We start from the raw sequence: 24471 nt of genomic DNA, 5'->3' as shown, positions 1-24471 counted from the left end.
GGGCACCACCCCACCACCCCCGAACCGACAAGGCTCTCCGTGACATTCGTCCGCCCCGCCCGTCCCGACGAACTCCCCGCCCTGGTCGAACACCCCGACGCCCCCGAGCGCAACGCCGCCACCCGCGCGTACCTCACCGAGCTCCTCGACAACGGGTGCACCCGGCCCGAGTGGTGCCTGGTCGCCGAGGACGGCGACGGACGGCTCACCGGCAGCGTGGTGCTGTGGACGATCCCGGGGCACGAAGTCCCGCTCGCCTTCGTGCTGTTCGAGGCGCCGGAGGACTCGACGGAGACCGGGGCCGCGCTGCTCGACGCGGCGGCCGCCAAGGCCCGGGAGCTGGGCGCGACGGAGCTGGAGCACGTCGTCGACTCCCCCGCCCAGGCCCCGCAGTTCCAGCGGGACCCGGAGCGCCGGGGCGAGCTGCTGCGCGCATCCGGATTCGAAGCGGTCCGCGACGGGCGCCGGTTCAGCCTCCACACCCCCGGCACACCGGACGGGCCGCCCGCCGACGACCCCCGGCTCACCTTCCGCTCGCTCGCCGAACTCGGCCCCGAGCCCTTCGTCGCGGTCCTCGCCGAGCTGCTCGCGGACACCGCCGACGCCCGGCTCGCGGCCGACGTACGACAGCACGGCGCCCGCCGCGCGGCCGAGCTGCTCTTCGAGGAGACGGCCGAGCTGAAGCACGAGCCCGAGTGGTGGGAGCTCGGCTACGACGCGGACGGCACCGTCGCCGTGATCAGCCTCCCCGCCGAGAACCCCAGCGTTCCGGTGATCGGCTTCGTCGGCGTCGCGCCCGCCCACCGCGGCAAGGGGTACGCCACCTCGGTCGTGGTCCGGGGCACGCGTGTCCTGGTCTCCGCCGGGGCGACCGAGATCCGCGGGGACTGCGACGCCGCGAACGTGGCGATGGCCAGGGCCTTCGAGCGCGCCGGATACGTGAACTTCGCCGACCGGCTGGAGTTCGCCCGCACCCTCTGAGCCGTACGTACGGCATACGGCACGAGGACGGAAGCGGGCCGGCGGGGAGGGACGGGAAGCCCCTTCGCGAACACATCCGCGAAGGGGCTCCGGTCCGGGTTTCCCGGTTCGGCTAGTAGACGCTGACGCCGTAGGCGCTCAGCGCCTCCGTCACGGGCTGGAAGAAGGTCGTCCCGCCCGAGGAGCAGTTGCCGCTACCGCCCGAGGTGAGGCCGATCGCGCGGCTGCCCGAGTAGAGCGGGCCACCGGAGTCGCCGGGCTCGGCGCAGACGTTCGTGCGGATCATGCCGTAGACGACGTCCCCGCCGCCGTAGTTCACGGTGGCGTTGAGGCCGGTGACCGAGCCGCTGTGGGTGCCGGTGGTGGAGCCCCGGCGGGTGACCGACATGCCGACCGTGGCGTTGGCGGCGCTGGTGATGTCCACGCTGCCGACGGTGCCGGACTTGGTGACGGTGCTGTTGGTGTAGCGGACGATGCCGTAGTCGTTGACCGGGAAGCTCGACCCGGCCGTACTGCCGAGGACGGTGGTACGGGAGGAGTTGGAGTACCAGCTGCCCGCGCCGTCGGTGCAGTGGCCGGCGGTCAGGAAGTAGTAGTTGCCCGCGCTGTCCCGGACGTTGAAGCCCAGCGAGCAGCGCCAGCTGTCGGCGTAGATCGCGTCGCCGCCGGAGATCAGCTTGCTGAACTTCCCGGGGGTCCGCTCGACCCTGATGGCGCCCGCGTTCGCCCCGGCCTGGCGCTTGATCTTCGCGATCTCGGCCGGGGAGACGGTGGAGTCGGCGGTGACGACCACCGATCCGGTGGCGGTGTCGACGTGCCAGGCGGTACCGGCCACGTCGGCGGCGAGCACGGCGTCGCCGGTCGCCGAGAGGGCGGCGGCGTCGTAGACGCGTGCGCTCTGTGCGGTGTCGGCGCTCGCGGTGGGGACGGCGAGCGCCGCGGCGGCGGCGAGTCCCGCCATGACGGCAAGCAGCCGGACGGTTCTCGTGGGGGTGGTGCGCGTGGTCCTCACTTCTGTTCCTCCCGAGGGGAATCGGGGGACCGCCGTGGGGTGACGGGCCCGTGAGGCGCGGCCAGGGGCCTGCGCTGTGGGGGAGTCTCGGGCCGTACGACTTCACGCCGCAAGGGCGCCTTTCAGCCGTACAGCCCTCAACTACCCGACATCCCAACGGAGTTGAGCAGGCCTCAGACCTCGTTCAGCCGCCGCTCGCCCGCCGCGACGGCGGTGTCCAGCGTGTTCCCCGGCGGCGGGAACGGGCAGATGAAGTGGTCGGCGAAGGCGCACGGCGGCAGCAGCGCGCGGTTGAGGTCGACGGTCACCGAACCGTCCGCCGCCGGGGCCGCCGGACGCAGGAAGCGGAAGCGGTAGCTGTCCCGGCCGCTGGTGGCGTCCGCGAAGACCGCCCACAGGGAACCGTCGTCCTCGACGGCCACCTGAAGGGTGTGCTCGCCGCCGTGCAGGTCGAAGACCAGCTCCCCGGCGAGCCCGAGACCGCGTTCGACGCCGTCGGCGTTCTCCACCCGTACGCTGCGCGTCTCCTCGTACGGCCGGAAGACGCCGGGCACCACCCAGCGCTCGTCGTACGAGGTGGCCTCGATGCCCCGGAAGGCGCTGCGGGCCTCCGAGCCGGGATCGAAGTCCCGTACGGCCCAGAGTCCTTCGCGCCGCAGCACCACGAGCCGCCGGCCCGCCGACTCGACCCGGGACTCGTGGATCGGGCCGTGGTCGGCGGTGAGCCGGACCGTGCCGGTGAAGGGCTTTCCGTCGACGGTGACCCCGTCCTCGGCGCCCGCGCTGAGGAGCACCTCGTCGCCGTCCTCCCGCCACTCCCCCGGAACGGCCGGAATACGCCCCTCCGGGTGGTCCGAGAGCCAGTGGGTGCCCGTGAGGGAGAGGGGACCGTACGAGGAGGAGACCGCGGCCTCCCGCTGCTCGTGCCAGCGCTGCCACTCCTGCCGGGGGTCCGTGCCCGTACCCGCGTCGGTGTCGTTGTGCGTGCTCATGGTGCTCAACCCTTCCATACGGGCTCGGGAAGCCCGAGGTGCGACCGCAGCGTCGTGCCGGAGTACTCCGTACGGAAGACTCCGCGCTCCTGGAGCAGCGGGACCACCCGGTCGACGAAGTCGTCGAGGCCGCCGGGGGTGAGGTGCGGGACCAGGATGAAGCCGTCGGCGGCGTCCGTGACGACGAACTCCTCCAGGGCCGCGGCCACCGTCTCCGGGCTGCCGACGAAGGACTGCCGGCCGGAGGTCTCGATCACCGTCTGACGGATCGACAGGCCCTTGGCCTCGGAGAGCGCCCGCCACTTCCTCGCCACCGCCACCGGGTCGGCGACCCGCACCCGGCCCTGGACGAGCGTCGAGTCGGGATCGGGGTCGACGTCCGGGAGCGGTCCGTCCGGGTCGTAGCCGGACAGGTCGCGGCCCCAGATCTGCTCCAGGGCGAGGATCGCGTTCTGCGGGGAGACCTGCTGGAGACGGATCTCGGCGGCCAGTTCCTGCGCCTCGGCGTCGGTGTCGCCGAGCGCGTACGTGACCGCCGGCATGATCTTCAGGTCCTCGGGCGCGCGGCCGTACCGGGCGAGCCGTCCCTTGGCATCGGCGTAGAACTCCCGGGCGGCCTCCGGGGTGGAGTGCCGACTGAAGATCACGTCGGCGGCCGAGGCGGCGAACTCCCGGCCCTCCGCGGAGTCCCCGGCCTGGATGACGACAGGATGCCCCTGCGGGGAGCGCGGGACGGTGAACTCCCCCTCGATCCCGAACTGCGGCCCGTCGTGGGCGAAGGGGCGCCGCTCCCCGCCCGGGGTCCAGGAGTCCCACAGCTCCCGGGCGGTGGCGAGGAACTCGGCGGCCCGGGTGTACCGGTCGGCCCGGTCCAGATAGCCGCCGCGCCGGAAGTTCTCGCCGGTGAAGGCGTCCGAGGAGGTGACGACGTTCCAGGCGGCCCGGCCCGCGCTGAGGTGGTCGAGCGAGGCGAGCCGCCGGGCCAGTTCGTACGGCTCGTTGAAGGTGGCGTTGACCGTACCGGCCAGGCCGAGCCGGTCGGTGACGGCGGCGAGCGCGTTGAGGACGGTGATCGACTCGGGCCGGCCGACGACGTCGAGGTCGTGGATGCGCCCGTTGTGCTCGCGCAGCCGCAGCCCTTCGGCCAGGAAGAAGAAGTCGAACAGGCCGCGCTCCGCGGTCCTGGCGAGGTGCTCGAAGGAGGAGAAGTCGATCTGCGAGCGGGAGCGCGGATCGGCCCAGACGGTGGTGGAGTTGACGCCGGGGAAGTGCGCCGCGAGGTGGATCTGCTTCCGTCCCTTGTGGGTGCTCACGCGTGCGCTCCCGTCGTCGCGTACTGGCTGACCGGGCGGGTGAGCCCCAGGTGGTCGCGGAGGGTGGCACCCTCGTAGGTCTCGCGGAAGAGCCCGCGGTCCCGCAGCCGGGTCACGGTCTCGGCGGTGAACCGCTCCAGGTCCCGTTCGGGCACGGCCGGCACGAGGTGGAAGCCGTCGACCGCCCCGCCGCCGTGCCAGCCCGCGATCAGTGCGGCGAGCGCCCCGGGCCCGCCCTCGTACGCGTCGAGGTCGACGGTCGCCGAGAGCAGGACGCGCAGCTGACCGGGGTCCCGGCCGTGGGCGCGGGCCCCCTGGCGCAGTTCGGCGCGCAGGGCCGCGGCCTCCTCGGCGGAGGAGGCCCGGATCAGGGCCACGTCGGCGTGGTGGGCGGCGGTGTCCCGGGCGTCGGGGCGGGTGGCGTCGACGACGGTCACCGGATTGCCCTGCGGGGGCCGGGGGACGATCGAGGGGCCCTTGACCGAGAAGGTCGAGCCCTGGAAGTTCACGTGGTGCAGCTTGCGGCGGTCGATGAACCGCCCGGTCGCCACATCGCGTATCTCGGCGTCGTCCTCCCAGCTGTCCCACAGCTTGCGGGAGACCTCGGCGACCTCGCCCGCCTCCTGCCAGAGCTCGGCGGTGGGCGGGACCGGGCGGCGGCCGAAGAGCCGGGCCTCGGCCCCGTTCGGGGAGACCGCGATCCGCCAGCCCGCCCGGCCCCGGCTCACCCAGTCGAGGGTGGCGACGGCGGCCTGGACGTGGAAGGGCTCGGTGTGGGTGGTGGTCACGGTCGGCACGAGCCCGACGGAACGGGTCTCGGGGGCGACCCGGGCGAGGACGGCGAGCGCGTCGAGGCCGGGCCGGGCGAAGGAGTCGTCGTGGGTGAGGAAGTCGAGCCCGGCGGCGTCGGCGAGCCGGGCGAGCGCGACGGTACGGGCGGCGGTGTCGGCGACGGAGTGCGCGGCCGTGCGGACGGCGGCGGAGGACGCGGACGTGGGCGGGAAGTCACCGGATCCCGGGGCGAGTTCGGCTGCCAGGTGGAGCGTTCGGGTGCTGGTCATGCGGTCTCTCTCGAAGCGACGTGAAGCGAACGGAGCGGCGGACGGGTCAGTTCTCGGTACGGGGCAGCCCGGGCGGGTTGATCTCCGACTTCGTCACGGCCTCGCCGTCGAGGCCCCACCGCTTGAGGACCTGGGCGTAGGTGCCGTTCTCGACGAGGTGGTCGATCGCGGCGGCGTAGGCGGCGACGAGTCCGCTGCCCTTCTTCGTGGTGGCCGCGATCTTGCCCTGGAGCCCGGCGCCCGCACCGGAGAACGTGCCCACGATCTCGGTCTGTCCGGCGGAGAGCACGTGGTAGGCGGCGACGGGATTGGGGCCGAGGTAGCCGTCGATCCGGCCGGACTGGAGCGCCAGGTAGTAGTCCGAGGTGTTCTGGTAGTACTTGATGTCGACCGGCTCGCGGCCGGCCTTCTCGTTCTGCGCGGACCAGTCGACGAGGATCTTCTCCTGGTTGGTGCCGGAGCCGACGGCGATCACCTTCCCCGCCACGTCCTCGGGGCCCTTCACCGTCCAGCCGGAGCCCTTCTTCGCCTCGAAGGCCAGGTCGTCCAGGCGGTAGGTGGCGAAGTCGTACTTGTCCTTGCGCTCCTCGGTGACGGTGACGTTGTTGAAGACGGCGTCGTACTTGCCGCTGTCGAGGCCGACGAAGAGGTTCTCCCAGGAGACCGGGTCGAACTCGGGCTTCAGACCGAGGGCGTCGGCGACCAGGGTGGCGAGGTCGACCTCGACGCCGATCAGCGTCTTGTCGTCGGTGGCGTGGAAGGCGAGCGGCGGATTGCCGGTCGCGGAGACGCCGAGGATCAGGGTGCCTCTCTTGCGGACGGCCTCGGGCAGCCGGGCGGCGAGGGCGTCGACCTTGGGGGTGTGGACACGGTTCTGCTCGGGGCTCAGGTTGATGCCACCGGCCGCCTTCTTCCCCTCGGGCTTGATCGTTTCGGTGGTGGCGTCACCCGAGCCGCAGGCGGTGAGGACCCCGAGGGCGGTGAGCGAGGCGAGGGCGGCGAGGACGGGACGACGGGTCTTCATGGCAGTGCTCCTGAAAGGGAGAAGGGGGTGGTCAGAGGACCTTGGAGAGGAAGGCGCGGGTGCGTTCGTGGCGCGGGCTGTCGAGCACCTCGGCCGGCGGTCCCTGCTCGACGATCCGGCCCTCGTCCATGAAGACCACGGTGTCGGCGACCTCGCGGGCGAAGCCGATCTCATGGGTGACGACGATCATGGTGGTGCCGGAGGCGGCCAGGTCCTTGATGACGTCGAGGACCTCGCCGACCAGTTCGGGGTCGAGCGCGGACGTCGGCTCGTCGAAGAGGAGCAGGCCGGGTTCGAGGGCGAGCGCGCGGGCGATGGCGACCCGCTGCTGCTGTCCGCCGGAGAGCTGCTTGGGGTACGCCTCCGCCTTGTCGGCGAGTCCGACGCGTTCGAGCAGGGCCCGGGCCGCGGCCTCGGCCTCCTTGCGGGGGCGCTTCAGGGCCGAGACGGGGGCCTCGACGATGTTCTCCAGGACGGTGAGGTGGGGGAAGAGGTGGAAGTTCTGGAAGACGAAGCCGATCCGGGTGCGCTGCTTGAGGATGTCCCGCTCGCGCAGCTCGTAGAGCTTGTTGCCGGAGCGGCGGTAGCCGACGAGGGTGCCGTCGACGCTGACGGTGCCGCTGTCGACCTTCTCCAGGTGGTTGATGGTCCGCAGGAGGGTGGACTTCCCGGAGCCCGAGGGGCCGAGGACGACGGTGACCTCGCCGGCGCGGACGTCGAGGTCGATGCCGCGCAGTACGTGGAGGGGGCCGAAGGTCTTGTGGACCGAGCGGATCTCGACCTTGGCGGTGGCGGTGGCCGCGGATTGGACGGCCGGGTCGGCGGTGACGGAGCTCATCGGGTGCTCCCCTTCGCGTAGTGGCGTTCGACGTAGTGCTGGACGACGGAGAGCGCGGTGGTGAGCAGGACGTACCAGGCGGTGGCGACCATCAGGAGCGGGACGACCCGTCCGTTGCGGCCGTAGACGACCTGGACCTGGTAGAAGAGTTCGCCGATCGCCATGACGGAGACGATCGAGGTGCCCTTGAAGAGCGAGATGATCTCGTTGGCGGCGTTGGGCAGGATCGAGCGCATGGCCTGCGGCAGGACGATGCGCCGCACCTGGCGGAGCCGCGGGATGCCGAGGGAGGCCGCGGCCTGCAACTGGCCCTCGTCCACGGCGAGTACACCGCCGCGGACGATCTCCGCCGCGTAGGCCGCCTGGTGCAGGGCGAGTCCGAGGACGGCGGCGCTCATCTCGCCGACCAGGCCCATCGTGTCGAAGGAGAGGAAGCTCGGCCCGAAGGGGATGCCGATGCTCAGCTCCTTGTAGAGGTAGGCGAGGTTGAACCAGAAGAGCAGCTGGACGATGAGCGGGATCGAGCGGAAGGCCCAGATGTAGCCGAAGGCGACGGACCGCAGGAACGGGCTGGCCGACAGGCGCATGAAGGCGAGCACGATGCCGATCGCGAAGCCGAGGGCGGTGCCGTGGAAGGTGAGCTGGAGGGTGACCCAGACGGCCCGGAGGACCGTTTCGGTGGTGAAGAACGCGGCGAAGACGTCCCACTCCCAGCCGGGGTTGGTGACGAGCCCGTGGACGAACTGGATGAGCAGTACGGCGGTGACGGCGACGGCCACCCAGCGCCAGGGGTGACGCACGGGGACGACCACGAGCTCGGGGCCGGCTGTCGGTTCCTTCACGACGGCGGCTCTGGTGACGGGCGGATCGCTGGTGAGAGACATGGCGGTTCCTCGGAAAGGGGTCGGGCAGCGGGAGCGGGGCGGGGATCAGGCGCTCAGCGGCGCCGGATGCCGACACTCCCGGTCGCGCAGGAACGTCAGCGCGGCCCGTGCGGTGACGTCGTTCTGCCGGAAGACGACCCCGCCCGTACGGGGCCGGGTGAAGGCGCTGTCGCTCCGCGCGGTGGTGTGCGGACCGAGCGCGAAGCGGCGCGGGTGCGGGCGTCCGTCGTGCTCCAGGACCCGGCCGTCGGCGGGGTCGACGACGAGGAGACCGCTGGTGGTGGCCCGCGCGCCCTCCTCGTGCAGGGCACGGAGGAGCGGGCTGCCGGTGAGTTCGAGGGTGGGGTCGGGGAGCCGGGCCTCGACGAGGGCGCGGGCCTCGGTCCACTCCCCCGGTACGGCGGCGGACGCGGCCCGGAAGACTCCGCGTTCCCCGTCGGCCTCGACGGTGACCTGGGGACCGAGGAAGCGGACGACTCCGGCGCGGGAGAGGGCGAGGAGCTGGCGCAGCCGGGGTCCGGGCGGCCCGGAGGCGAGATAGCTGAAGAAGCCGTGCCACCAGCCGCCGGGGTCGACGCGGTCGCCGAGCCGCAGGAGCTGTCCGTAGACGGAGAGCAGGCCGGCGAAGACGGCGGCGTCGGAGCTGTGGGCGGGATCGTGACGGCGGGTCAGGTCGTCGGTGATGTAGTCGCGCAGACCGTGCTGGAGGGCCTCCTTCGAGGTGAAGCGGATGCCGTCCAGGGGGTGGTCGAGGGCGTCCAGGTCGAGCCGGTCGGCGGGGTCGGGGACGGCCGCGGCGACGACGGCGGCGAGTTCGGCCCCGCGCGGCGGCGCTTCCTCGTAGGCCCGCTCGAAGTCGGACCAGGCGAGCGTGGTCCGCTCGGGATGGGCGGAGAAGAGCCGGTGGTAGTGGGCCCAGCCGAGTTCCTTGTCGACGAGGGGCCACACATCGCGTCGGAAGTCGATCGGTCCGGTCCTCCGCAGCAGGGCGTCGGTCTGCTCCGGGCCGAAGAAGCGGGGCAGCGGGGGGCGTTCGCCGTCGAGGGCGTAGCCGAGCTTGGAGTGGTACGGGACTCCCCGCCGCGATCCGACGTGCAGCACCGGCTCCTTGCCCGAGGGCAGGTAGACGAGCGTGTCGCCCTCGCCCTCGTACCGTCCGCCGCGGCCCTCGGTGAGCAGCACCATCAGGTCGACGAAGGCGAGGCCGAAGCCCCGGACGATGACGGGCTCACCGGCGGGCAGTGCGCCGAGGTCGCTGTCGGCGGTGAAGTCGGGCGGCAGGTGGACGAGGCCGTGGCGGGCGGCGAAGCCTGCCAGGGCCTGTTGCTCAGGGTCGGGTTCGGCGTCGAGGTGGCCCACGGTGAGGACGACGAGGTCGGCGAGGAGGGGTGCGGCGGTGCCTTCCAGCCAGACCCGCTGGCGCCCCTCGCGGGGGCCGCTGATCCGCACGGCGGTGGTGCGGTGTTCGTGGACGGTGACGGAGGCGGGCAGCGCGGCGCGGGCCCGCTCGTACACCCAGCGCAGATAGGCGCCCTGCTGGGGGCGGGTGGGGAAGGTGCGGCCGTCGATGCCGGCCCATTCGGCGACGGTGGGTCCGGGCCGGACGGGGCCCGCCAGGTCCACGGTCTCGTCGGTGAACATGGTGACGTCCTCGGCCCGGGAGTTCATCCAGAGCAGCGGGGACTGTTCGGTGCGCCAGATCCGGCCGGGGCCGGGCGGGTGCGGGTCGACGAGGTGGACGTCGAGGGGGCCGTCGCCGTACACCTCGGGCAGGTTGGCGGCGAGCCGTTCGAGGAAGCCGGTCCCCCGCGGCCCGGCGCCCACGATCACGATCGAGGGACGGAGGCTCATCGCGCACCGGCCGTACCGCGGGCGTAGTGCCGCTCGACGTAGTACTGCCCGAGGCTGAGGACCGAGGTGACGGCGACGTACCAGAGCGTGGCGACGAGGAGCAGCGGGATGATCTCGTACGTGCGGTGGTAGACGAGCTGGGTGGAGTAGAGCAGGTCCTGGACGGCGATCACGGAGACGATCGAGGTGCCCTTGAGGGTGCCGATCAGCATGTTCCCGGCGGGCGGGACGATGGCCCGCATGGCCTGCGGGAGCACGATCCGGGAGAGCCGGCGCCACCGGCCGAGTCCGAGGGACTGGGCGGCCTCGATCTGGCCGCGGTCGACGGAGAGGATGCCGCCGCGCACGACCTCGGCGGCGTAGGCGGCCTCGTGCAGGGTGAGGCCGATGACGGCGACGGAGACGGGGCCGAGGAGGTTGACCGTGTTCACGCCGAGGATCTGGGGGTAGAGCGCGCCGATGTTGAACCAGAAGAGCAGCTGGACCAGGATCGGGGTGGATCTGAAGAACCAGACGTAACCCCAACTGACCGCGCGGAGAACGGGGTTGGCGGAGAGTCTGAGTACGGCGAGCAGGGTCCCGAGGACGAAGCCGAGGGCCATGACGAGGGCGGTCAGCCACAGGGTGAGGCCGAGTCCGCGCAGGACGGAGGCCGAGGTGAAGTACTCGGCGACCACGTCCCACTGGAAGGCCTTGTTGCGGACGACCGAGACGAGGCCGAGGGCGAGCAGGACGAGGACGAGGCCCGCGGCGGTCCACTGCCCGGCGCGGCGGGTGGGGACGACGCGGGGCGGCGGTTCGGCCGGCGGGGCCGTGGAGGGGGTTTTGACCAGGGTCGCGGACATGCGAAGACTCCGTGGATGCCAGAGGCGGATCGAACACGGGGGTGCGCCTTCACACGCACTGAGCACGGAACCGGGCCCCTCAGCCCGATCCGCCCTTCGAGGCTATGCGGTCAACACGCCCTGTTGTCAAGGGTGTCCGCACTGTGAGCCGTACGTCTCATCGTGGTTGACGCGGGAACGGATGCCTGTTCCACTGAGGCCATGCATTCGCAGCAGCTGGTCACGCGCTCCCACATCGACTTCGGTCGCGTGTGGTCCTCTTCCTGTTGAGCCGACCCTCTGCTCGATGAGCCGGCCTCCGGCTCCGCTCCGCCCGCGTGCTGCTTTCCGCGGCGCCTTCACACACAGGCCCCTCGTGGATGCCTGAGCTCTGCCCTCCCCTCGCTCTGCCGCGCCGCCCTCCTTCGTTCTGAAGGGCTGCCCTCCTTCGCCCTGAAGGACCGTCATGACCTTCGCGTTGTCCGTTCACCGGACCACGACCACCGACCCTTTGGCGCGCCCGCTCCTCGACGAGCTGGCGCACGAGTACACGACCCGGTACGGCTCCGCGCACGATCTGAGCCGCTACCCCGCGGAGGAGTTCGCCCCTCCCCACGGCGCCTTCCTGCTTCTCCTCGAACAGGGCCGGCCCGTGGCGGGCGGCGCGTACCGACGCTACGACGACGACACCGCCGAGCTGAAACGCATCTGGACCCACTCGGCGCACCGCAGGCGCGGACTCGCCCGCCGGGTCCTGACCGTGCTCGAACGGGAGGCCGCCACCCGCGGCTACTCCCGCCTCTATCTCACGACCGGACCGCGCCAGCCGGAGGCCAGGGGCCTCTATCTGGCGAGCGGCTACCGCCCGCTCTTCGACGTGTCCGCCGATCCCGAGTCGATCGGCCCGCTGCCGTTCGAGAAACTCCTGGAGAACCCGAAGCCATGACCACGCGCACGCGTCCCGGCACCGCTCGCTCCACCGTCGTCTTCGCCCTCATCACGGGCGCCGCACTCGCCCTCACCGCCTGCGCGGGCGGGGACCCCGCGACGGCCCCGGCCGGAGCGTCGGGGGCGCCGGCCGCCGCGAAGGGCGCGCTGCCGACCGAGGACCTGGTGTCGGCGGTGAGGAAGAACGAGGCCGCGGCGAAACTGCTGCCCGCCGAGGTCCGGCAGCGGGGCAGCTTCACGATCGCCTCCGCCGTCGCCACCCCGCCCAGCTCGGCGTATCTGCCCGACGGCAAGACGGTCGTGGGGGTCGACGCCGACTTCGCCGCGGCCGTGGCGAAGGCCCTCGGCCTGGAGCTGAAGCGGGAGGTGGTCGGCTTCGAGGCGATCCTGCCGGCGCTCGGCAGCGGCAAGTACGACGTGGGCACCGGGAACTTCGGCGTGACCGAGGAGCGGCTCAAGGCCATCGACTTCGTGACGTACATCAACGACGGCCAGGGCTTCGCGAGCCGCGCGGACAGCCCGCTGAAGGCGGTCACCGACCTCACCCAGCTGTGCGGTCTGAACGTGGCGGTGAACGCCGGCACCACCTTCGAACGGACCCTGGAGCAGAACAAGGGCCGGTGCAAGGAGGCGGGCAAGCAGCCGTACGAGGTGAACGTCTACAGCGAGACCGGGGCGGTCTGGATGGCGCTCCAGCAGGGGCGCAGCGATGTCGTGATGAACACGATCAACGGCGTGCGCTACGCGGTGACGCAGCAGAAGAACGTGAAGTTCCTCAACGAGTACCGGCGGCTCGACGTCGGCTTCGCCTTCAAGAAGGGCACCCCGCTCGCGCCCGCCTTCCAGGCCGCGGTGAACGGCCTGAAGGCGGACGGGACGTACGACCGGATCCTGAGGAAGTGGGGGGTGACGGGATCGGGCATCGCCACGTCGCGGATCTCCCCGCCGGAGCTCCCGGCACCGAAGAAGTAGCGGGACGGGGCTCCGGCGAGGGGGGTCCCGTGGGCCGGCGGTCCGTCAGCAGCCGTCGCAGGGGCAGCAGCAGTCACAGCCGCCGCAGTCTCCATTGCCGCAGTCGCAGTTCTGGCAGCAGCCCTCGCGCTTCTTGCGGGACCAGGGACCCTCGTACTCCTTGGCGCAGCAGATCTGGCAGGTGCAGAAGAGCCAGGTGAACATGGCGCACCCCGCGAGGAAGCCGCGCGGCTTGGGTGCCTGCGGGGCGCCGCCGCCGAACTGCGGCGGCAGCCCGCCGGGACCGCCCGGTCCGCCGAAACCGCCGCCACCGCCGTGCGGGTTCCCTCCACCGCCGTAGGGGTTCCCGCCGACACCGTAGGGGTCGTACGGGCCCGGGGTCCCGCCCGCGTACGGGTTGCCCGGCACCGGACCCTGGCCCGGTCCCGGTGCGCCGTGGGCGCAGCGCGTCGTGCCGAAGGCGCGGTCCACCGAGGTGCGCAGTTCGTGGGCGAGCAGGACGTGGGCGAGCTTGCCGTCGGCGAACTCGGCGTCCCTCAGGGCGAGGCGGATGCCGTGCAGGGCGTCGTCGGCGAGCCGGCGGGCCTCCTCGCGGGAGGTGCCGGTCGCGGTGAGCGGGTTCCAGGCGCCGCTCTCGGCGTCGGCGGTCTGGTCCTCGACGGCGTCCAGGAGGTGGGCGAGCCGGCCGAAGAGCCGGCCCGCCTCGGCGAGCGGCTCCGCGTTCCCGGGCCGTCCGGCGAGGACGGCGGTGTGCGCGAAGGCGGCCGCGGTCGCGGTCTCGGTCGGTTCGGTGACGGCGAGCAGGGAGGTGCCGGGCCCGGCGAGGGCCTCGATCCCGGTCTGGCGGTCGACGGCGTCGACGAGGAGGGCGGTGTCGAAGCCGAGGGCGCGGCCGGTTCTGGCTCCCGCCTTGTCCCAGGAGCGGGCGACGCGGCGGGCCGCGGCGGCGACGGGCCTGCGGGCCAACAGGCCGTCCCGGTCGGCGACGTGGTCGCGCACCTTCGCCGAGGCGAGGACGAGCGAGACGGTGGCGGCGAGCCGGGCGCCCTCGCCCCGCGCCACGGGGGCGGTCCGCATCCCGCGCAGCGGGCAGGGTCCGGCGGTGCGACGTCCGCTCTCCACCGCACCGGTCTGAGCCTCCGTCAGCACGGAGACGATGAGTCCGTCGTAGTTGGTGACGACCCGGGCGAACTGGCCGTGGTCGGCGCGAAGTGCCAGGCAGAGGCCGCAGAGGTGGGCCATCCACTCGGTCTTGAGGCCGTCGGTGAGCCGATGGGTGCAGGGTCTGACGATTCCGAACATGGACTCCCCCGTGAGTCGTGAATCTGGGCCGGGCTATGGACCGCCGGGCGGCCTCGCGGCATCGTAGCGAGCGGGCCCGTTCACCCGTACGCGCCCATCGTCACCCTTGTGACCCGACTTTCATATTTTCAGCTACATGGCCCTCCCTCAGGCCCCGCATACCGCAAGTTTCCTGACGAATCGCCAGGAAAGGGTGCTCACGTTCTGCACCAGTACCGTCACGAATCCCCTGCGCGCCGACTATCCACTTGGCGCGCGATCCGCATCATGAAGGACGATAGGGATTGCGGAACCACAAGTGACCGCGCTGAAAGGAGGCGTCCATGGGATCGGTGCGCAAGGCGAGTGCCTGGCTGGGACTCGTCGAGGACAACGACGAGCGTTACTACGACGACGAGTACGCCGACGGTGCCGAGGGCGGCGACGCCTGGGTGACGGACCCCCGGGTCCGGGTGGCCACGGACACCGCCGAGGAGCGGGGCCGCCGGATCGCCACCGTCTCCCCCGACGGCTTCCGGGACGCCCGGGGCATCGGCGAGCTCTTCCGTGACGGCGTCCCGGTGATCGTGAACCTGACCGCGATGGAGGGGAACGACGCCAAGCGCGTGGTCGACTTCGCCGCCGGTCTCGCCTTCGGTCTGCGCGGTTCGATCGAGCGCGTGGCGACGCGGGTCTTCCTGCTGACCCCCGCCGACACCCAGATCATCACCGGCGAGACGGGCCGGCGCCGGCAGGACGGTTTCTTCAACCAGAGCTGAGCGGGTCCGCCAGCTCGGCCGGGCACCACCCGAGGGATCGGGTCAGTGTGCCGGACGCCCCGAGCCGGCGGGCTCGATCGCTTCCCGGGTCGCGGGCACCCGCGGCTCGGACGGATCGGCGAGCGGGGAGAACCCCGGGGCATCGGCCTGCTTCGACAGCACCGCCGGCTCCGCCGCGACCGGGGCGGACGCCGCCCCCGCCATCTCCGCCGTTTCCGTCGTCTCCGCCGTTTCCGTCGTCTCCGCCGGCCCCTCCGGATCCGCCGGGCACTCCATCACCCGGGGCAGCCGCCGGGCCATCGCCGCACCGATCAGCAGCAGCCCCGCGCTCACGAAGAGCGTGATGTGCAGCCCGTGCACGAAGGCGTGCCGGGCGGCCTGGTGCAGTGCGCCGCCCGCCGCGCCGCCGAGCTGTTCGGCGACCTGATAGGCCTCGCCGAGCGAGTTCGCGGCGGCCCTGCTCGCCTCGGCGGGCACACCCGGGACCGCGGCGAGCCCGGGGGCGTACGCCGCGTTCATCACACTGCCGAGCAGCGCGGTGCCCATGCCCGCGCCGAGCTGGTACGAGGTCTCGCCGATCGAGGCCGCGGCGCCCGCGCTGCGCTGCGGCGCCTCGCTGAGCATCGACTCGTACGCCGAGAAGAGCGTGGTCTGCAGCCCGAAGCCGAGCAGCACGAAGCCCACCGTGAGCAACAGCGGCCGGTCGTGCTGCCCCATGAAGGTGAGCAGCAGCACGGCGGCGGCGGTGAGGACGAAGCCCCAGCCGACCATCCGGCGCGGCCCGATCCTGCGCAGGGTGTACGAGCCGGTGGCACCGGCGGCCATGGCGGCGAAGGTGAGCGGAAGGAGCCGGAGCCCGGTCTCCAGGGGGCTCAGGCCGAGGACCAGCTGGAGGTACTGGACGGCGATGAGCTGCAGGCCGACCAGGGCCAGCATGGCGAGCACGATGCAGCCGACGGAGGTGGTGAAGGCCGCCCGGGAGAAGAGCCGCATGTCGATCAGCGGGTGCGGGCGCCGCTTCTGCCGTCGTACGAAGAGGACGAGGAGCACGGCGCCGATCAGCAGCGGCCCGGCGGTCGGGAGCACGAGGAGCGGTTCGCCGGCCCCGGCGCGCTTGACCCCGAGGACGCAGCCGAGCACACCCGCGGCGGCCATGAGCGCGCCGAGGACGTCCCAGGGCCCGTCGGCGGCGCCCCGGGATTCGGGGAGGAGGCGGCGGCCGAGCGGCAGGATCAGCGCCATCAGCGGGATGTTGATGAGGAAGACGGAGCCCCACCAGTAGTTCTCGACGAGGAAGCCGCCGAGGACGGGGCCGGTGGCGGCGCCGATCGCGGCGGTCGCGGTCCAGATGCCGATGGCGGTGGCGCGCTCCCGCCGGTCGGGGAAGACCGCCCGGAGGATGGAGAGCGTGGCGGGCATGATCATGGCGCCGCCGACGCCGAGCAGCACCCGGGCCCCGATGAGGACCGAGGGTTCCGTGGCGAGCGCGGCGACCGCGGAGGCGACGCCGAAGAGCGCGTAGCCGAGGAGGAGGACCCTGCGCCGCCCGACCCGGTCCCCGAGGGTGCCGAAGAGGATCAGGAGCGAGGCGCAGACGAGGGGGTAGGCGTCGACGATCCAGAGCAGCGCGGTGGAGCTGGGGCGCAGGTCCTCGGTGAGCGAGGGGATCGCGACGTGAAGGATGGTCGCGTCGAGGGCGACCACGAGAAGGCTGACGCAGAGGACGACGAGGACGACCCAGCGGTTGGCTCCGCCACCGGCGGCGGAGCGCGGTCGTGCTGGGGCCGTGTTCGTCCGCGACATGTACGTACCTCCCAGTGAAGCTCTCGCGCTCGGCGGTCCCCGACCAGGGCTTATACCCCTGGGGCGGCCCGGCATCGACGGGCGAGTGAGCCGTCAGCGTACGCGAGTTCAAGGCCCGAGCGCGTGGTGCAGCTCTCACCCCGGCGGGGCTCGGGGTGTGGCGTACGCCACTCGGGGCGGGCCGTGCGTCGCATGGAATTCCGTACGGACACGTGTTTGAAGCAATTCCCGCACGTTCAAACACGCTTCCGGAATCGCCCCCGCGAAAATAGGGCGGAAGGTCATCGGATTTCCCGACGGACGCCGGGAATAGGCCACCGACTGAGACCTACTCCACATCACATCAACATCACGAACAGAGCGGATCGCCCGGGTCGGCTACTCACTCCCTGTAACGTCGATTGGGTGCGTACCGACATCTTTGCCCGGCTGGACCGGGAGCCGGAACCGCCGAAGATAGAGGTCCCGCGGATGACCCGCACGCGTCTCGCCCTCTTCGGCGGGACATCGGCGTTCTATCTCGCCATGGTCGTCGCCGTGCTGCTCTCGACGTGGCTGGTGACCCTCGACTGGAAGATCATGCTCTTCCGGCCCTACCAGCAGTGGCCGGAAATCCACGGCTTCCTCGACTACTACGTCGTCCTCGGCCAGCGCGGCCCCACGGCCGTCATGGTGGCCGCCTGGCTGGGCTGGCGCTCCTGGCGCCAGCACACCCTGCGCCCCCTGCTCTGCCTCGGCGCCGCCCTGCTGCTGCTGAACGTCACGGTCGGCGCGGTCAAGCTCGGCCTGGGCCGCCTCGGACCCCACTACGCGACCGAGGTCGGCTCCGCCGAGCTCTTCGCGGGCGGTGACATATTCCCCTCGGGTCACACCGCGAACGCGGTCGTGACCTGGGGCATCCTCGCCTATCTGGCGACCACTCCGAGGGCCAGGCGCTATCTGTCGGCGCTCTCCGCCGTGGTCGCGCTCGGCGTCGGACTCACCACCGTCTATCTGGGCACCCACTGGCTGAGCGACGTCCTCCTCGGCTGGGCCGCCGGGCTCCTGATCCTGCTCGCGCTGCCCTGGTGCGAGCCGGCCCTCGCCGTGGCGGAGTCCTGGATCCTCGCCGCACGCGACCGGGTACGGGACCGGCTGCGGGACCGCCGCCGCCTGGTGCCCTCGCTGCCCGTGGCCTCCGGAGGTCCCCGCCCGGGGTACTTCCCGCAGCGACCGCCCGGCTCCGAGGAGCCGGTCCGGGGACCCGCGGGAGTGGCCGGTGGCCGCGCTCCCGCGACCCGCACGGGAGTGGCCGGCGGCCGCGCCCCGGCGACCCGCGGCTGATCGCCAGCACCTGCCCCCCACGTACGCGGAAGGGCCCCGGCCGATGTCGGCCGGGGCCCTTCCGCGTGCCCGGGTACGGGCGCCCGAGTTCGGCGGCAGCCCCTGCGCGCCGCCGCTGCGCCCGGTACGTCCCGCGCCGGCCTCTCAGCCGATCCAGCAGCGGGTGACCGTGTCGTTCTCGACCTCGAAATTGATGCGTCCGGCGAGGTACTCCATGGTGATGATCGAGCCGGGCGGGAGCGACCTGACGGTGCTCCAGCCCCGCGTCCTGGCGAGCCGTGCGGCGCCTTCCGCATCGAGGCCCACATAGGACTCGGGAGCGTCGCGGGGCGGTTCGGGAGTGCGCGAAGTGGGTGCCATGGCCCTCACGTTAGTCCCTTGGCGGTCACGCTTGTGTCACAAGTTCTCGACATATGTTTGGCATGACCTCGGTCACTCGGCGAGACGGATTCCGGCCGTTTCTCCAGTAATTCCGAAGCGCATCCAGCAGTTCGCACGAAGGGGCCGGAACTCCCGATAGGGCGCGGGTAATTCCCGCTTCCCGGGCCGCCCGCCCCGAATTGCCTCGGCGACGCGCACGCGAGCCGCTCACTCTTCCCTTACACAATGCTTACGCTGTCCGAACGCCCGGAGACGCGGAGCCGGGACGACGGCGAGGCGGAGGCAGCGGGATGGGCAACGGGACAGCGACCGCGACCGTCGAATCGGCCCGTGAGCGGCACGGCAGGGTGCTGATCGACTGGCTCACCACGACCGACCACAAGAAGATCGGCCACCTCTATCTGGTGACCGCGTTCGTCTTCTTCCTCATCGCCGGACTGATGGCGATGCTGATGCGGGCCGAGCTGGCCCGCCCGGGACTCCAGCTGCTCACGAACCAGGAGTTCAACCAGGCCTTCACCCTGCACGGCACGATCATGCTGCTGCTCTTCGCGACGCCGACCTTCGCCGGGTTCGCCAACGAGCTGGTGCCGCTGCAGATCGGCTCGCCGGACGTCGCCTTCCCGCGGCTGAACATGTTCTCGTACTGGCTGTTCCTCTTCGGCAGCCTGATGGTGCTCGGCTCGCTGCTCACCCCGACCGGCCCGGCCGCCTTCGGCTGGACCGCCTACGCCCCGCTCAACAGCCTGGAGCGGTCCCCCGGCGTCGGCGTCGACCTGTGGATCACGGGGCTCGCACTCTCCGGCTTCGGCACCATCCTCACCTCGGTGAACTTCCTCGCGACCATCATCGGGATGCGGGCGCCCGGCATGACCATGTTCCGGATGCCGATCTTCACCTGGAACGTGCTCTTCACGGCGGTCCTGGTGATCGTCGCCTTTCCCGTGCTGGCCGCCGCCCTGCTCGTCCTGGAGGCGGACCGGCGCCTCGGCTCGGTGGTCTTCCAGCCCGAGAACGGCGGCGCGCTGCTCTGGCAGCACCTCTTCTGGTTCTTCGGCCACCCCGAGGTCTACATCATCGCGCTGCCGTTCTTCGGGATCGTCAGCGAGATCATCCCCGTCTTCGCCCGCAAGCCGATCTTCGGCTACACCACGCTGATCGCCGCCACCATGGCGATCACCGGCCTGTCGGTGGTCGTCTGGGCCCACCACATGTTCGCGACGGGCGCGGTGCTGCTGCCCTTCTTCTCGCTGCTCTCGTTCCTCATCGCGGTGCCCACCGGGGTGAAGTTCTTCAACTGGACCGGGACGATGCTGCGGGGTTCGCTCTCCTTCGAGACCCCGATGCTGTGGTCCGTCGGCTTCCTGGTGTCGTTCCTCTTCGGCGGCCTCACCGGAGTGATCCTCGCCTCGCCTCCGATGGACTTCCAGGTCACCGACTCGTACTTCGTGGTCGCCCACTTCCACTACACGGTCTTCGGCACGGTCGTCTTCGCGACCTTCGCCGGCTTCTACTTCTGGTGGCCCAAGTTCACCGGCCGGATGCTCGACGAGCGCCTCGGGAAGATCCACTTCTGGACCCTCTTCATCGGCTTCCACCTGACCTTCCTGGTTCAGCACTGGCTAGGCGCCGAGGGCATGCCCCGCCGGTACGCCGACTACCTGGAGGCGGACGGCTTCACCGCGCTCAACACCGTGTCGACCATCGGCGCCTTCCTGCTCGGCGCGTCCACACTGCCGTTCCTCTACAACGTGTGGCGGACGGCCCTGTACGCGCCCGAGGTCGACCTGGACGACCCGTGGGGCTTCGGCCGCTCCCTCGAATGGGCCACCTCCTGCCCGCCGCCCCGGCACAACTTCGACGCCGTGCCCCGGATCCGCTCCGAGTCGCCGGCCTTCGACCTGCACCACCCGGAGTTCGCGGCCTACGAGCGGATGCGGATCACGAGCCCCCCGCCGGAGCGCCGGCCGACCGGTCGAGGGACCGGGACAACAGGTCTCTGAGCGCCCGCACCCGGTCGACCAGCTCGGGCGGGTCGAGCACCTCGAACTCGAAGCCGATCAGCGACACGTGGATCACCATCACGTCGAGGCTGTGGGCGCCGGTGCGCAGCAGGCAGGCGTCCTCCCCGTCCGCCGTCAGGACGCCGTCGGCGGCGCCGACGGCCGCGGCGGCCTCGGCGAGCGGCACATGCAGCCGGATCGTCGCCTCGGTCGCGTACGCGGCGGTGGACACGCCCTTGGACACATAGGCGGCCAGATCCTCGGCGGGCGGCTCGCGTGGCGGGAAGCGGGGGCCGTGCGGCGGTGTCGGCACGATCCGGTCGGCCCGGAAGGTCCGCCAGTCGGCCCGGTCCACGTCCCAGGCGACCAGGTACCAGCGCCGCTCGCTGCACACCAGGCGGTGCGGCTCGACGGTCCTGCGGGTGGTGGCCCCGCCGTGGTCCCGGTACTCGAAGCGCAGCCGCTCGGTGTCCCGGCAGGCGTTGGCGAGATCGGTGAGCACCGCCGGGTCGATCCGGTCGCGCGGGGTGCGCAGCATCGGCACGGTGAAGGCGTTCAGGGCGCTCACCCGGCGCCGCAGTCGCCCGGGCAGCACCTGCTCCAGCTTGGCGAGGGCGCGTACGGAGCTCTCGCCGATGCCCTCGACACCCTGCCCGGCGGCGGCGCGCAGGCCGACGGCGACCGCCACGGCCTCCTCGTCGTCGAGGAGCAGCGGCGGCAGCTCGGCCCCGGCGCCCAGCTGGTAGCCGCCGCCGGTCCCGGGGCTCGCGTTGACCGGATACCCGAGCTCACGAAGCCGGTCGACGTCCCGCCGTACGGTGCGGGGCGTGACCCCGAGCCGGTCGGCGAGGTCGGCACCGGACCACTCGCGGTGGGCCTGGAGCAACGAGAGCAGACGCAAGAGCCGTGCGGAGGTCTCCAACATGGTCCGAGTCTGTCAGCCCTCGCGGACGACTTCTGTCCTCGATGCGCGGGGTACGCGGGGTGCACGGCGATCCACGAGCCTCGCGCCGACGCACGCGGAACGCGGTCGTCAGCGGAAGCGGCGGACCAGCCGGCCGACCTTCGCCTTCAGGCTGTAGACCGCGTCGATCGCCCGCCCGGCCCCACGGTGGAACGTCACCCGGCCCTGGGGGTGGGCGCGTCGACCGGCGCCCCGCTCGACGAGTTCCGTCCAGAGCGCCTCGTGCCGGGCGGCGATCCGGACCGGGTCGAAGCGCTCGGACGCTTCGAGCGCCGCCCGTGCCGTCTTGGCGCGCAGCTCGTCGTCCTCCACCAGCCGGCGCAGCGCCCGCGCGAACGCGGCCACGTCGTCGACCGGCACCAGGAACCCGTCGACCCCGTCCTCGATGATCTCGCGCGGTCCGTGCGGGCAGTCGGTGGAGACCACCGGGAGTCCGCAGCGCATCGCCTCGACGATGGTCATGCCGAAGGATTCGCGCTGTGAGGTCACGGCGGCGATGGAGGCCTTGACCAGCTCGGGCTCCGGCGGGGTCACCGAGCCCATCAGGAAGACCTGCCCGCCGAGGCCCCGGTCCTCGATCTGCCGGGTCAGCGGCCCCCTGAGGTTCTGGACGGCGTCGCCGCTGCCGTAGATCCGCAGCTTCCAGTCGGGGTGGTCGGCGGCCACCTCGGCGAAGGCGTCGATCAGCACGTCGTACCGCTTGACCTGGGTGAGCCGGCCGGCCGCGACGACGGTCTTCGCCGCGGGGTCGGCGGGCGGCACCGGGGGCGCGGGGACGCTGTTGGGCACGGATTCGATCCATACGCCGGGCAGCCCCAGCTTCCGGTAGGCGCGGGCGTCCGCCTCGGTGACGGTGGTGACGGCGTCGAGGAGCGCGTACTCGTGCCGGATGTCCCGGCGCAGCCGGAAGGTGTGGCCGTCCAGGATCAGGTGCTCCTGGCCGACGAGGACCGGCCCCCGCCGGGCCTGTCGGGCGAGCTGCACGTTGAGCCCGGGCCGGGTGCCGACGAGGACGTCGGTCTCGACCCCGCGCAGGTGCTCCCCGATCCGGGCGTCGGTGAGCGCGCTGTACTGCTTCCAGCGGCCGTCGCCGCGCGGGAAGACCTCGGCGGGGCGGTGGAAGTCGGGGTGGTCGCCGTCGTATCCGGGGCTGTCCTTGCGCAGGTCGACGAGGTGGCGCAGGGTCACCCCTGAGGGCAGGCCGAGGAGCGGGCGGTCGCGGTGGCGGAACACCGAGACGATCTCGACCTCGTGACGTTCCGCCAGTTCCTCGGCCAGGGTGAATGTCGTCCGGATCGTGCCGCCGTAGTGATAGCCGTTGTGGAGCAGAAAGGAGATACGCATCGCGCTGCCGGTTCCCCCCGGTCAGTTGATCGGTCGCCCGACTGTACTGCCGGTGACGAGCCGCCGTTCACGGGCGGTAGCCGAGCTGGGGCACGGTCGCGCAGTTCTCCGTCATCTCGCCCTGGCTCACCCAGCCCCGGCCGTCCTGCCAACGGGCCACGGACAGACAGGTGTTCCGGGTCGCGGGCGGTCGCGCCAGCTGCTCGTAGCGGACGGGGAGCAGCAGCCCGCGCGCGGTGTACGGCTCCGGTCGGTTGATGAACTCCTCGACGCACGCGCGCGTGAGCCCGCCTTCGGCGAGGCAGGAGCGGGCCGCGTCGGTGAACCACATCGCCGCCGCCCACCCCTCCAGCTGCCACTGCGACAGCGGCCGGTCCCCCATCGCCGCCCGGAACTCGCGGACGGCCGGCTGCCCGGTGTCCTGGTGGTTGCGGCTGGATCCGGTCACCCAGAGTGCGTCCCGGCAGCCGGGCGCGCGGGCGTAGTCGCGGGCGACGGACGAGGACCAGTTCTGCACGTTGGTGACCTTGGCGTCGACCCGTACGCCGAGGGTCTCCATCGCCTCGCAGAGGCGCACGTTGCCGTGGGTGTCCATGGCGTCGAAGAGGACGTCGACGTGCTGGGCGCGCAGATCGGCGGCGACCGCGCGGAAGTTGGGCAGGGTGAAGTCCACCTGTTCCTCGACGACCCGGTAGCCCTCGGCGCGCAGGCCCCGGGTGACCAGCCGGGCGTACCCGGCGGACGCGGCCTGGTTGTAGGAGACGACGGCGGCGGTCCGTGCCCCCTGCTTCTCCTTGAACCAGCGGTAGACCTCGGTCCCGCCGTACAGCACCCCGCCCCAGCCGGGTTCCTTCCCGGTGCGCGGGGCGGAGCTGCCGTAGATCCCGTAGAGGTGCGGATAGGTGTCGTAGGCGGGGGTGAGGGGCTGGCCGCCGATGTCGGGGACGCCGGCGCGGGAGACGAGGGGCGCGCCCGCGTAGTTCAGGGCGGTGGTGGCGACGAGCGCGAAGACCCGGCGCTCGTCGATGAGCCGGTGCACGCACGCGTTGTTGCCGACGCCGCTGCCGCCGTCGTCGCAGGTCTCGACCTCGATGCGGCGGCCGTCCAGGCCACCGCGCGCGTTGAGGGCGTCGAAGTAGGCGCGGGCTCCGTCGCGCGTGCCCGTGAAGGCCTGCCCGCCGACGGGGCTGGTGACGCTGGTGATGATCCCGACGCGGAGCGGCTCACCGCCGGAGGGGTTGGCGGTGGGCCGCGTCTCGAAGGCGCGCTCCGGGAGCCGGCTGCCGCAGGCCGTGAGGAGAAGGAGCAGCAGGGCCAGGAGCAGCGCCGCTCCCGCCTCAGCAGCCCGGAACGGTGACACCGCTCAGCTGGACCAGGCCGCACAGCGTCTTCACGGTGACCTTCCAGGTGTCGTTCTGGAGGACGGACGTGCCCTGCGAGTCGGGCAGGGCGGGGGCTCCGCCGACCAGCAGGTCGTACGTCACGTTGGCCTCGGTGGCGGAGGTGAACTCGACGCCGGTGACCTTCGCCGAGGTCATGGCGGCGTTCTTGTCACCGCCGAAGGCGCCGAGGATCTCCTGCATCTGCTCCCCGTTCTCCAGGAGCTTCACCCGCTCGGCGGCGGGGGTCTCGGGGTCGAAGAACGCCGTCCAGTTCTCGGTGATCTCGGCCCGGGCGGCGGCGGGGTCGTCGGGTTCGTCGGCCGCCGTGGACGGGGCCGAGGTCTCGGTGCCGTCGTAGCGGCCCTCTCCGCCGCCCGCGCCGTCGTCGGAGCAGCCCGCGACGGCGGGGGTGAGCACCAGGACCGCGGCGGCGGCGAGGGCGGCGAGCCGGGGGCGTCGGCCGAGTCGTGCGAAATCCATCTGGCTCACCACCGGGTGTCCCTCCGGGCCC

The 24471-nt window shown here is 72.0% G+C and carries 22 protein-coding genes; 6 read left to right on the top strand and 16 right to left on the bottom strand.

Annotation, left to right across the window (positions count from 1 at the left end; all coding sequences use genetic code 11):
- Positions 1–39 precede the first annotated feature (39 nt).
- Complete coding sequence (locus tag OG259_RS32140) at positions 40–981, top strand: GNAT family N-acetyltransferase (RefSeq protein ID WP_328945437.1); 942 nt, start codon at positions 40–42, stop codon at positions 979–981.
- A 112-nt stretch (positions 982–1093) separates the two neighbouring features.
- Here OG259_RS32140 and OG259_RS32135 read toward each other — a convergent pair whose 3' ends face one another.
- From OG259_RS32135 to OG259_RS32095, 9 genes are all read right to left on the bottom strand, one after another.
- Positions 1094–1993, bottom strand: coding sequence for a S1 family peptidase (locus OG259_RS32135; RefSeq protein WP_443052058.1), 900 nt, complete (start codon positions 1991–1993; stop codon positions 1094–1096).
- 173 nt (positions 1994–2166) lie between these two features.
- On the bottom strand, positions 2167–2985 hold the full coding sequence (locus OG259_RS32130) for a DUF1684 domain-containing protein (RefSeq protein ID WP_328945436.1): 819 nt from the start codon (positions 2983–2985) through the stop codon (positions 2167–2169).
- A gap of 5 nt (positions 2986–2990) precedes the next feature.
- Positions 2991–4298: an NtaA/DmoA family FMN-dependent monooxygenase gene (locus tag OG259_RS32125; protein WP_443052057.1), complete on the bottom strand. Its 1308-nt coding sequence runs from the start codon at positions 4296–4298 to the stop codon at positions 2991–2993.
- Positions 4295–5359 carry an LLM class flavin-dependent oxidoreductase gene (locus OG259_RS32120; protein WP_328945435.1) on the bottom strand — a complete coding sequence of 355 codons (1065 nt, stop codon included), beginning with the start codon at positions 5357–5359 and terminating at the stop codon, positions 4295–4297. Before OG259_RS32120 ends, OG259_RS32125 begins: the two co-directional genes overlap by 4 nt.
- A gap of 46 nt (positions 5360–5405) precedes the next feature.
- Entirely contained in the window at positions 5406–6383 is a 978-nt protein-coding gene (locus OG259_RS32115) for an ABC transporter substrate-binding protein (RefSeq protein WP_328945434.1), read from the bottom strand.
- Positions 6384–6414: 31 nt separating this feature from the next.
- Positions 6415–7221, bottom strand: a complete 807-nt coding sequence (locus OG259_RS32110; RefSeq protein ID WP_328945433.1) for an amino acid ABC transporter ATP-binding protein — start codon at positions 7219–7221, stop codon at positions 6415–6417.
- Complete coding sequence (locus OG259_RS32105) at positions 7218–8105, bottom strand: amino acid ABC transporter permease (protein WP_328945432.1); 888 nt, start codon at positions 8103–8105, stop codon at positions 7218–7220. Before OG259_RS32105 ends, OG259_RS32110 begins: the two co-directional genes overlap by 4 nt.
- A gap of 45 nt (positions 8106–8150) precedes the next feature.
- A complete protein-coding gene (locus OG259_RS32100) occupies positions 8151–9956 on the bottom strand; it encodes an FAD/NAD(P)-binding protein (RefSeq protein ID WP_328945431.1) in 1806 nt (601 codons plus the stop codon).
- Positions 9953–10801 carry an amino acid ABC transporter permease gene (locus tag OG259_RS32095; RefSeq protein WP_266890206.1) on the bottom strand — a complete coding sequence of 283 codons (849 nt, stop codon included), beginning with the start codon at positions 10799–10801 and terminating at the stop codon, positions 9953–9955. Before OG259_RS32095 ends, OG259_RS32100 begins: the two co-directional genes overlap by 4 nt.
- A 445-nt stretch (positions 10802–11246) precedes the next feature.
- Here OG259_RS32095 and OG259_RS32090 point away from each other — a divergent pair, with 445 nt between their 5' ends.
- Positions 11247–11726: a GNAT family N-acetyltransferase gene (locus OG259_RS32090; protein WP_328945430.1), complete on the top strand. Its 480-nt coding sequence runs from the start codon at positions 11247–11249 to the stop codon at positions 11724–11726.
- Positions 11723–12700 carry an ABC transporter substrate-binding protein gene (locus tag OG259_RS32085; protein WP_328945429.1) on the top strand — a complete coding sequence of 326 codons (978 nt, stop codon included), beginning with the start codon at positions 11723–11725 and terminating at the stop codon, positions 12698–12700. Before OG259_RS32090 ends, OG259_RS32085 begins: the two co-directional genes overlap by 4 nt.
- 45 nt (positions 12701–12745) lie before the next feature.
- Here OG259_RS32085 and OG259_RS32080 read toward each other — a convergent pair whose 3' ends face one another.
- A complete protein-coding gene (locus OG259_RS32080; protein WP_328945428.1) occupies positions 12746–14002 on the bottom strand; it encodes a DUF5685 family protein in 1257 nt (418 codons plus the stop codon).
- 323 nt (positions 14003–14325) lie between these two features.
- Here OG259_RS32080 and OG259_RS32075 point away from each other — a divergent pair, with 323 nt between their 5' ends.
- Positions 14326–14760: a cell division protein SepF gene (locus tag OG259_RS32075; RefSeq protein WP_328945427.1), complete on the top strand. Its 435-nt coding sequence runs from the start codon at positions 14326–14328 to the stop codon at positions 14758–14760.
- Between the two features lie 42 nt (positions 14761–14802).
- On the opposite strand, the gene OG259_RS32070 is transcribed toward OG259_RS32075, so the two are convergent.
- Complete coding sequence (locus OG259_RS32070) at positions 14803–16563, bottom strand: MFS transporter (protein ID WP_328945426.1); 1761 nt, start codon at positions 16561–16563, stop codon at positions 14803–14805.
- 405 nt (positions 16564–16968) lie between these two features.
- On the opposite strand from OG259_RS32070, the gene OG259_RS32065 reads away from it, so the two are divergent.
- Positions 16969–17886, top strand: coding sequence for a phosphatase PAP2 family protein (locus tag OG259_RS32065; protein WP_328945425.1), 918 nt, complete (start codon positions 16969–16971; stop codon positions 17884–17886).
- 144 nt (positions 17887–18030) lie between these two features.
- On the opposite strand, the gene OG259_RS32060 is transcribed toward OG259_RS32065, so the two are convergent.
- Positions 18031–18246, bottom strand: coding sequence for an I78 family peptidase inhibitor (locus tag OG259_RS32060; protein WP_328945424.1), 216 nt, complete (start codon positions 18244–18246; stop codon positions 18031–18033).
- Positions 18247–18557: 311 nt separating this feature from the next.
- On the opposite strand from OG259_RS32060, the gene ctaD reads away from it, so the two are divergent.
- Positions 18558–20270: an aa3-type cytochrome oxidase subunit I gene (ctaD, locus tag OG259_RS32055; RefSeq protein WP_328945423.1), complete on the top strand. Its 1713-nt coding sequence runs from the start codon at positions 18558–18560 to the stop codon at positions 20268–20270.
- Here ctaD and OG259_RS32050 read toward each other — a convergent pair.
- The 4 genes from OG259_RS32050 to OG259_RS32035 all read right to left on the bottom strand — a co-directional run bounded on the left by OG259_RS32050 (position 20209) and on the right by OG259_RS32035 (position 24440).
- Positions 20209–21195 (bottom strand): helix-turn-helix transcriptional regulator, encoded by a 987-nt coding sequence (locus OG259_RS32050; RefSeq protein ID WP_328945422.1) that lies wholly within the window; start codon positions 21193–21195, stop codon positions 20209–20211. The genes ctaD and OG259_RS32050 overlap by 62 nt on opposite strands.
- A 108-nt stretch (positions 21196–21303) precedes the next feature.
- Complete coding sequence (locus tag OG259_RS32045; protein WP_328945421.1) at positions 21304–22578, bottom strand: glycosyltransferase family 4 protein; 1275 nt, start codon at positions 22576–22578, stop codon at positions 21304–21306.
- 67 nt (positions 22579–22645) lie between these two features.
- Positions 22646–23938: an ABC transporter substrate-binding protein gene (locus tag OG259_RS32040; RefSeq protein WP_328945420.1), complete on the bottom strand. Its 1293-nt coding sequence runs from the start codon at positions 23936–23938 to the stop codon at positions 22646–22648.
- Positions 23916–24440: a hypothetical protein gene (locus OG259_RS32035; protein WP_328945419.1), complete on the bottom strand. Its 525-nt coding sequence runs from the start codon at positions 24438–24440 to the stop codon at positions 23916–23918. Before OG259_RS32035 ends, OG259_RS32040 begins: the two co-directional genes overlap by 23 nt.
- Positions 24441–24471: the final 31 nt, after the last annotated feature.

The organism is Streptomyces sp. NBC_00250 (assembly GCF_036192275.1).
In the GTDB taxonomy this organism is placed as follows: domain Bacteria; phylum Actinomycetota; class Actinomycetes; order Streptomycetales; family Streptomycetaceae; genus Streptomyces.
Note: the sequence above shows the minus strand (reverse complement) of the source record. Positions and strands in the feature narration are given on the sequence as shown.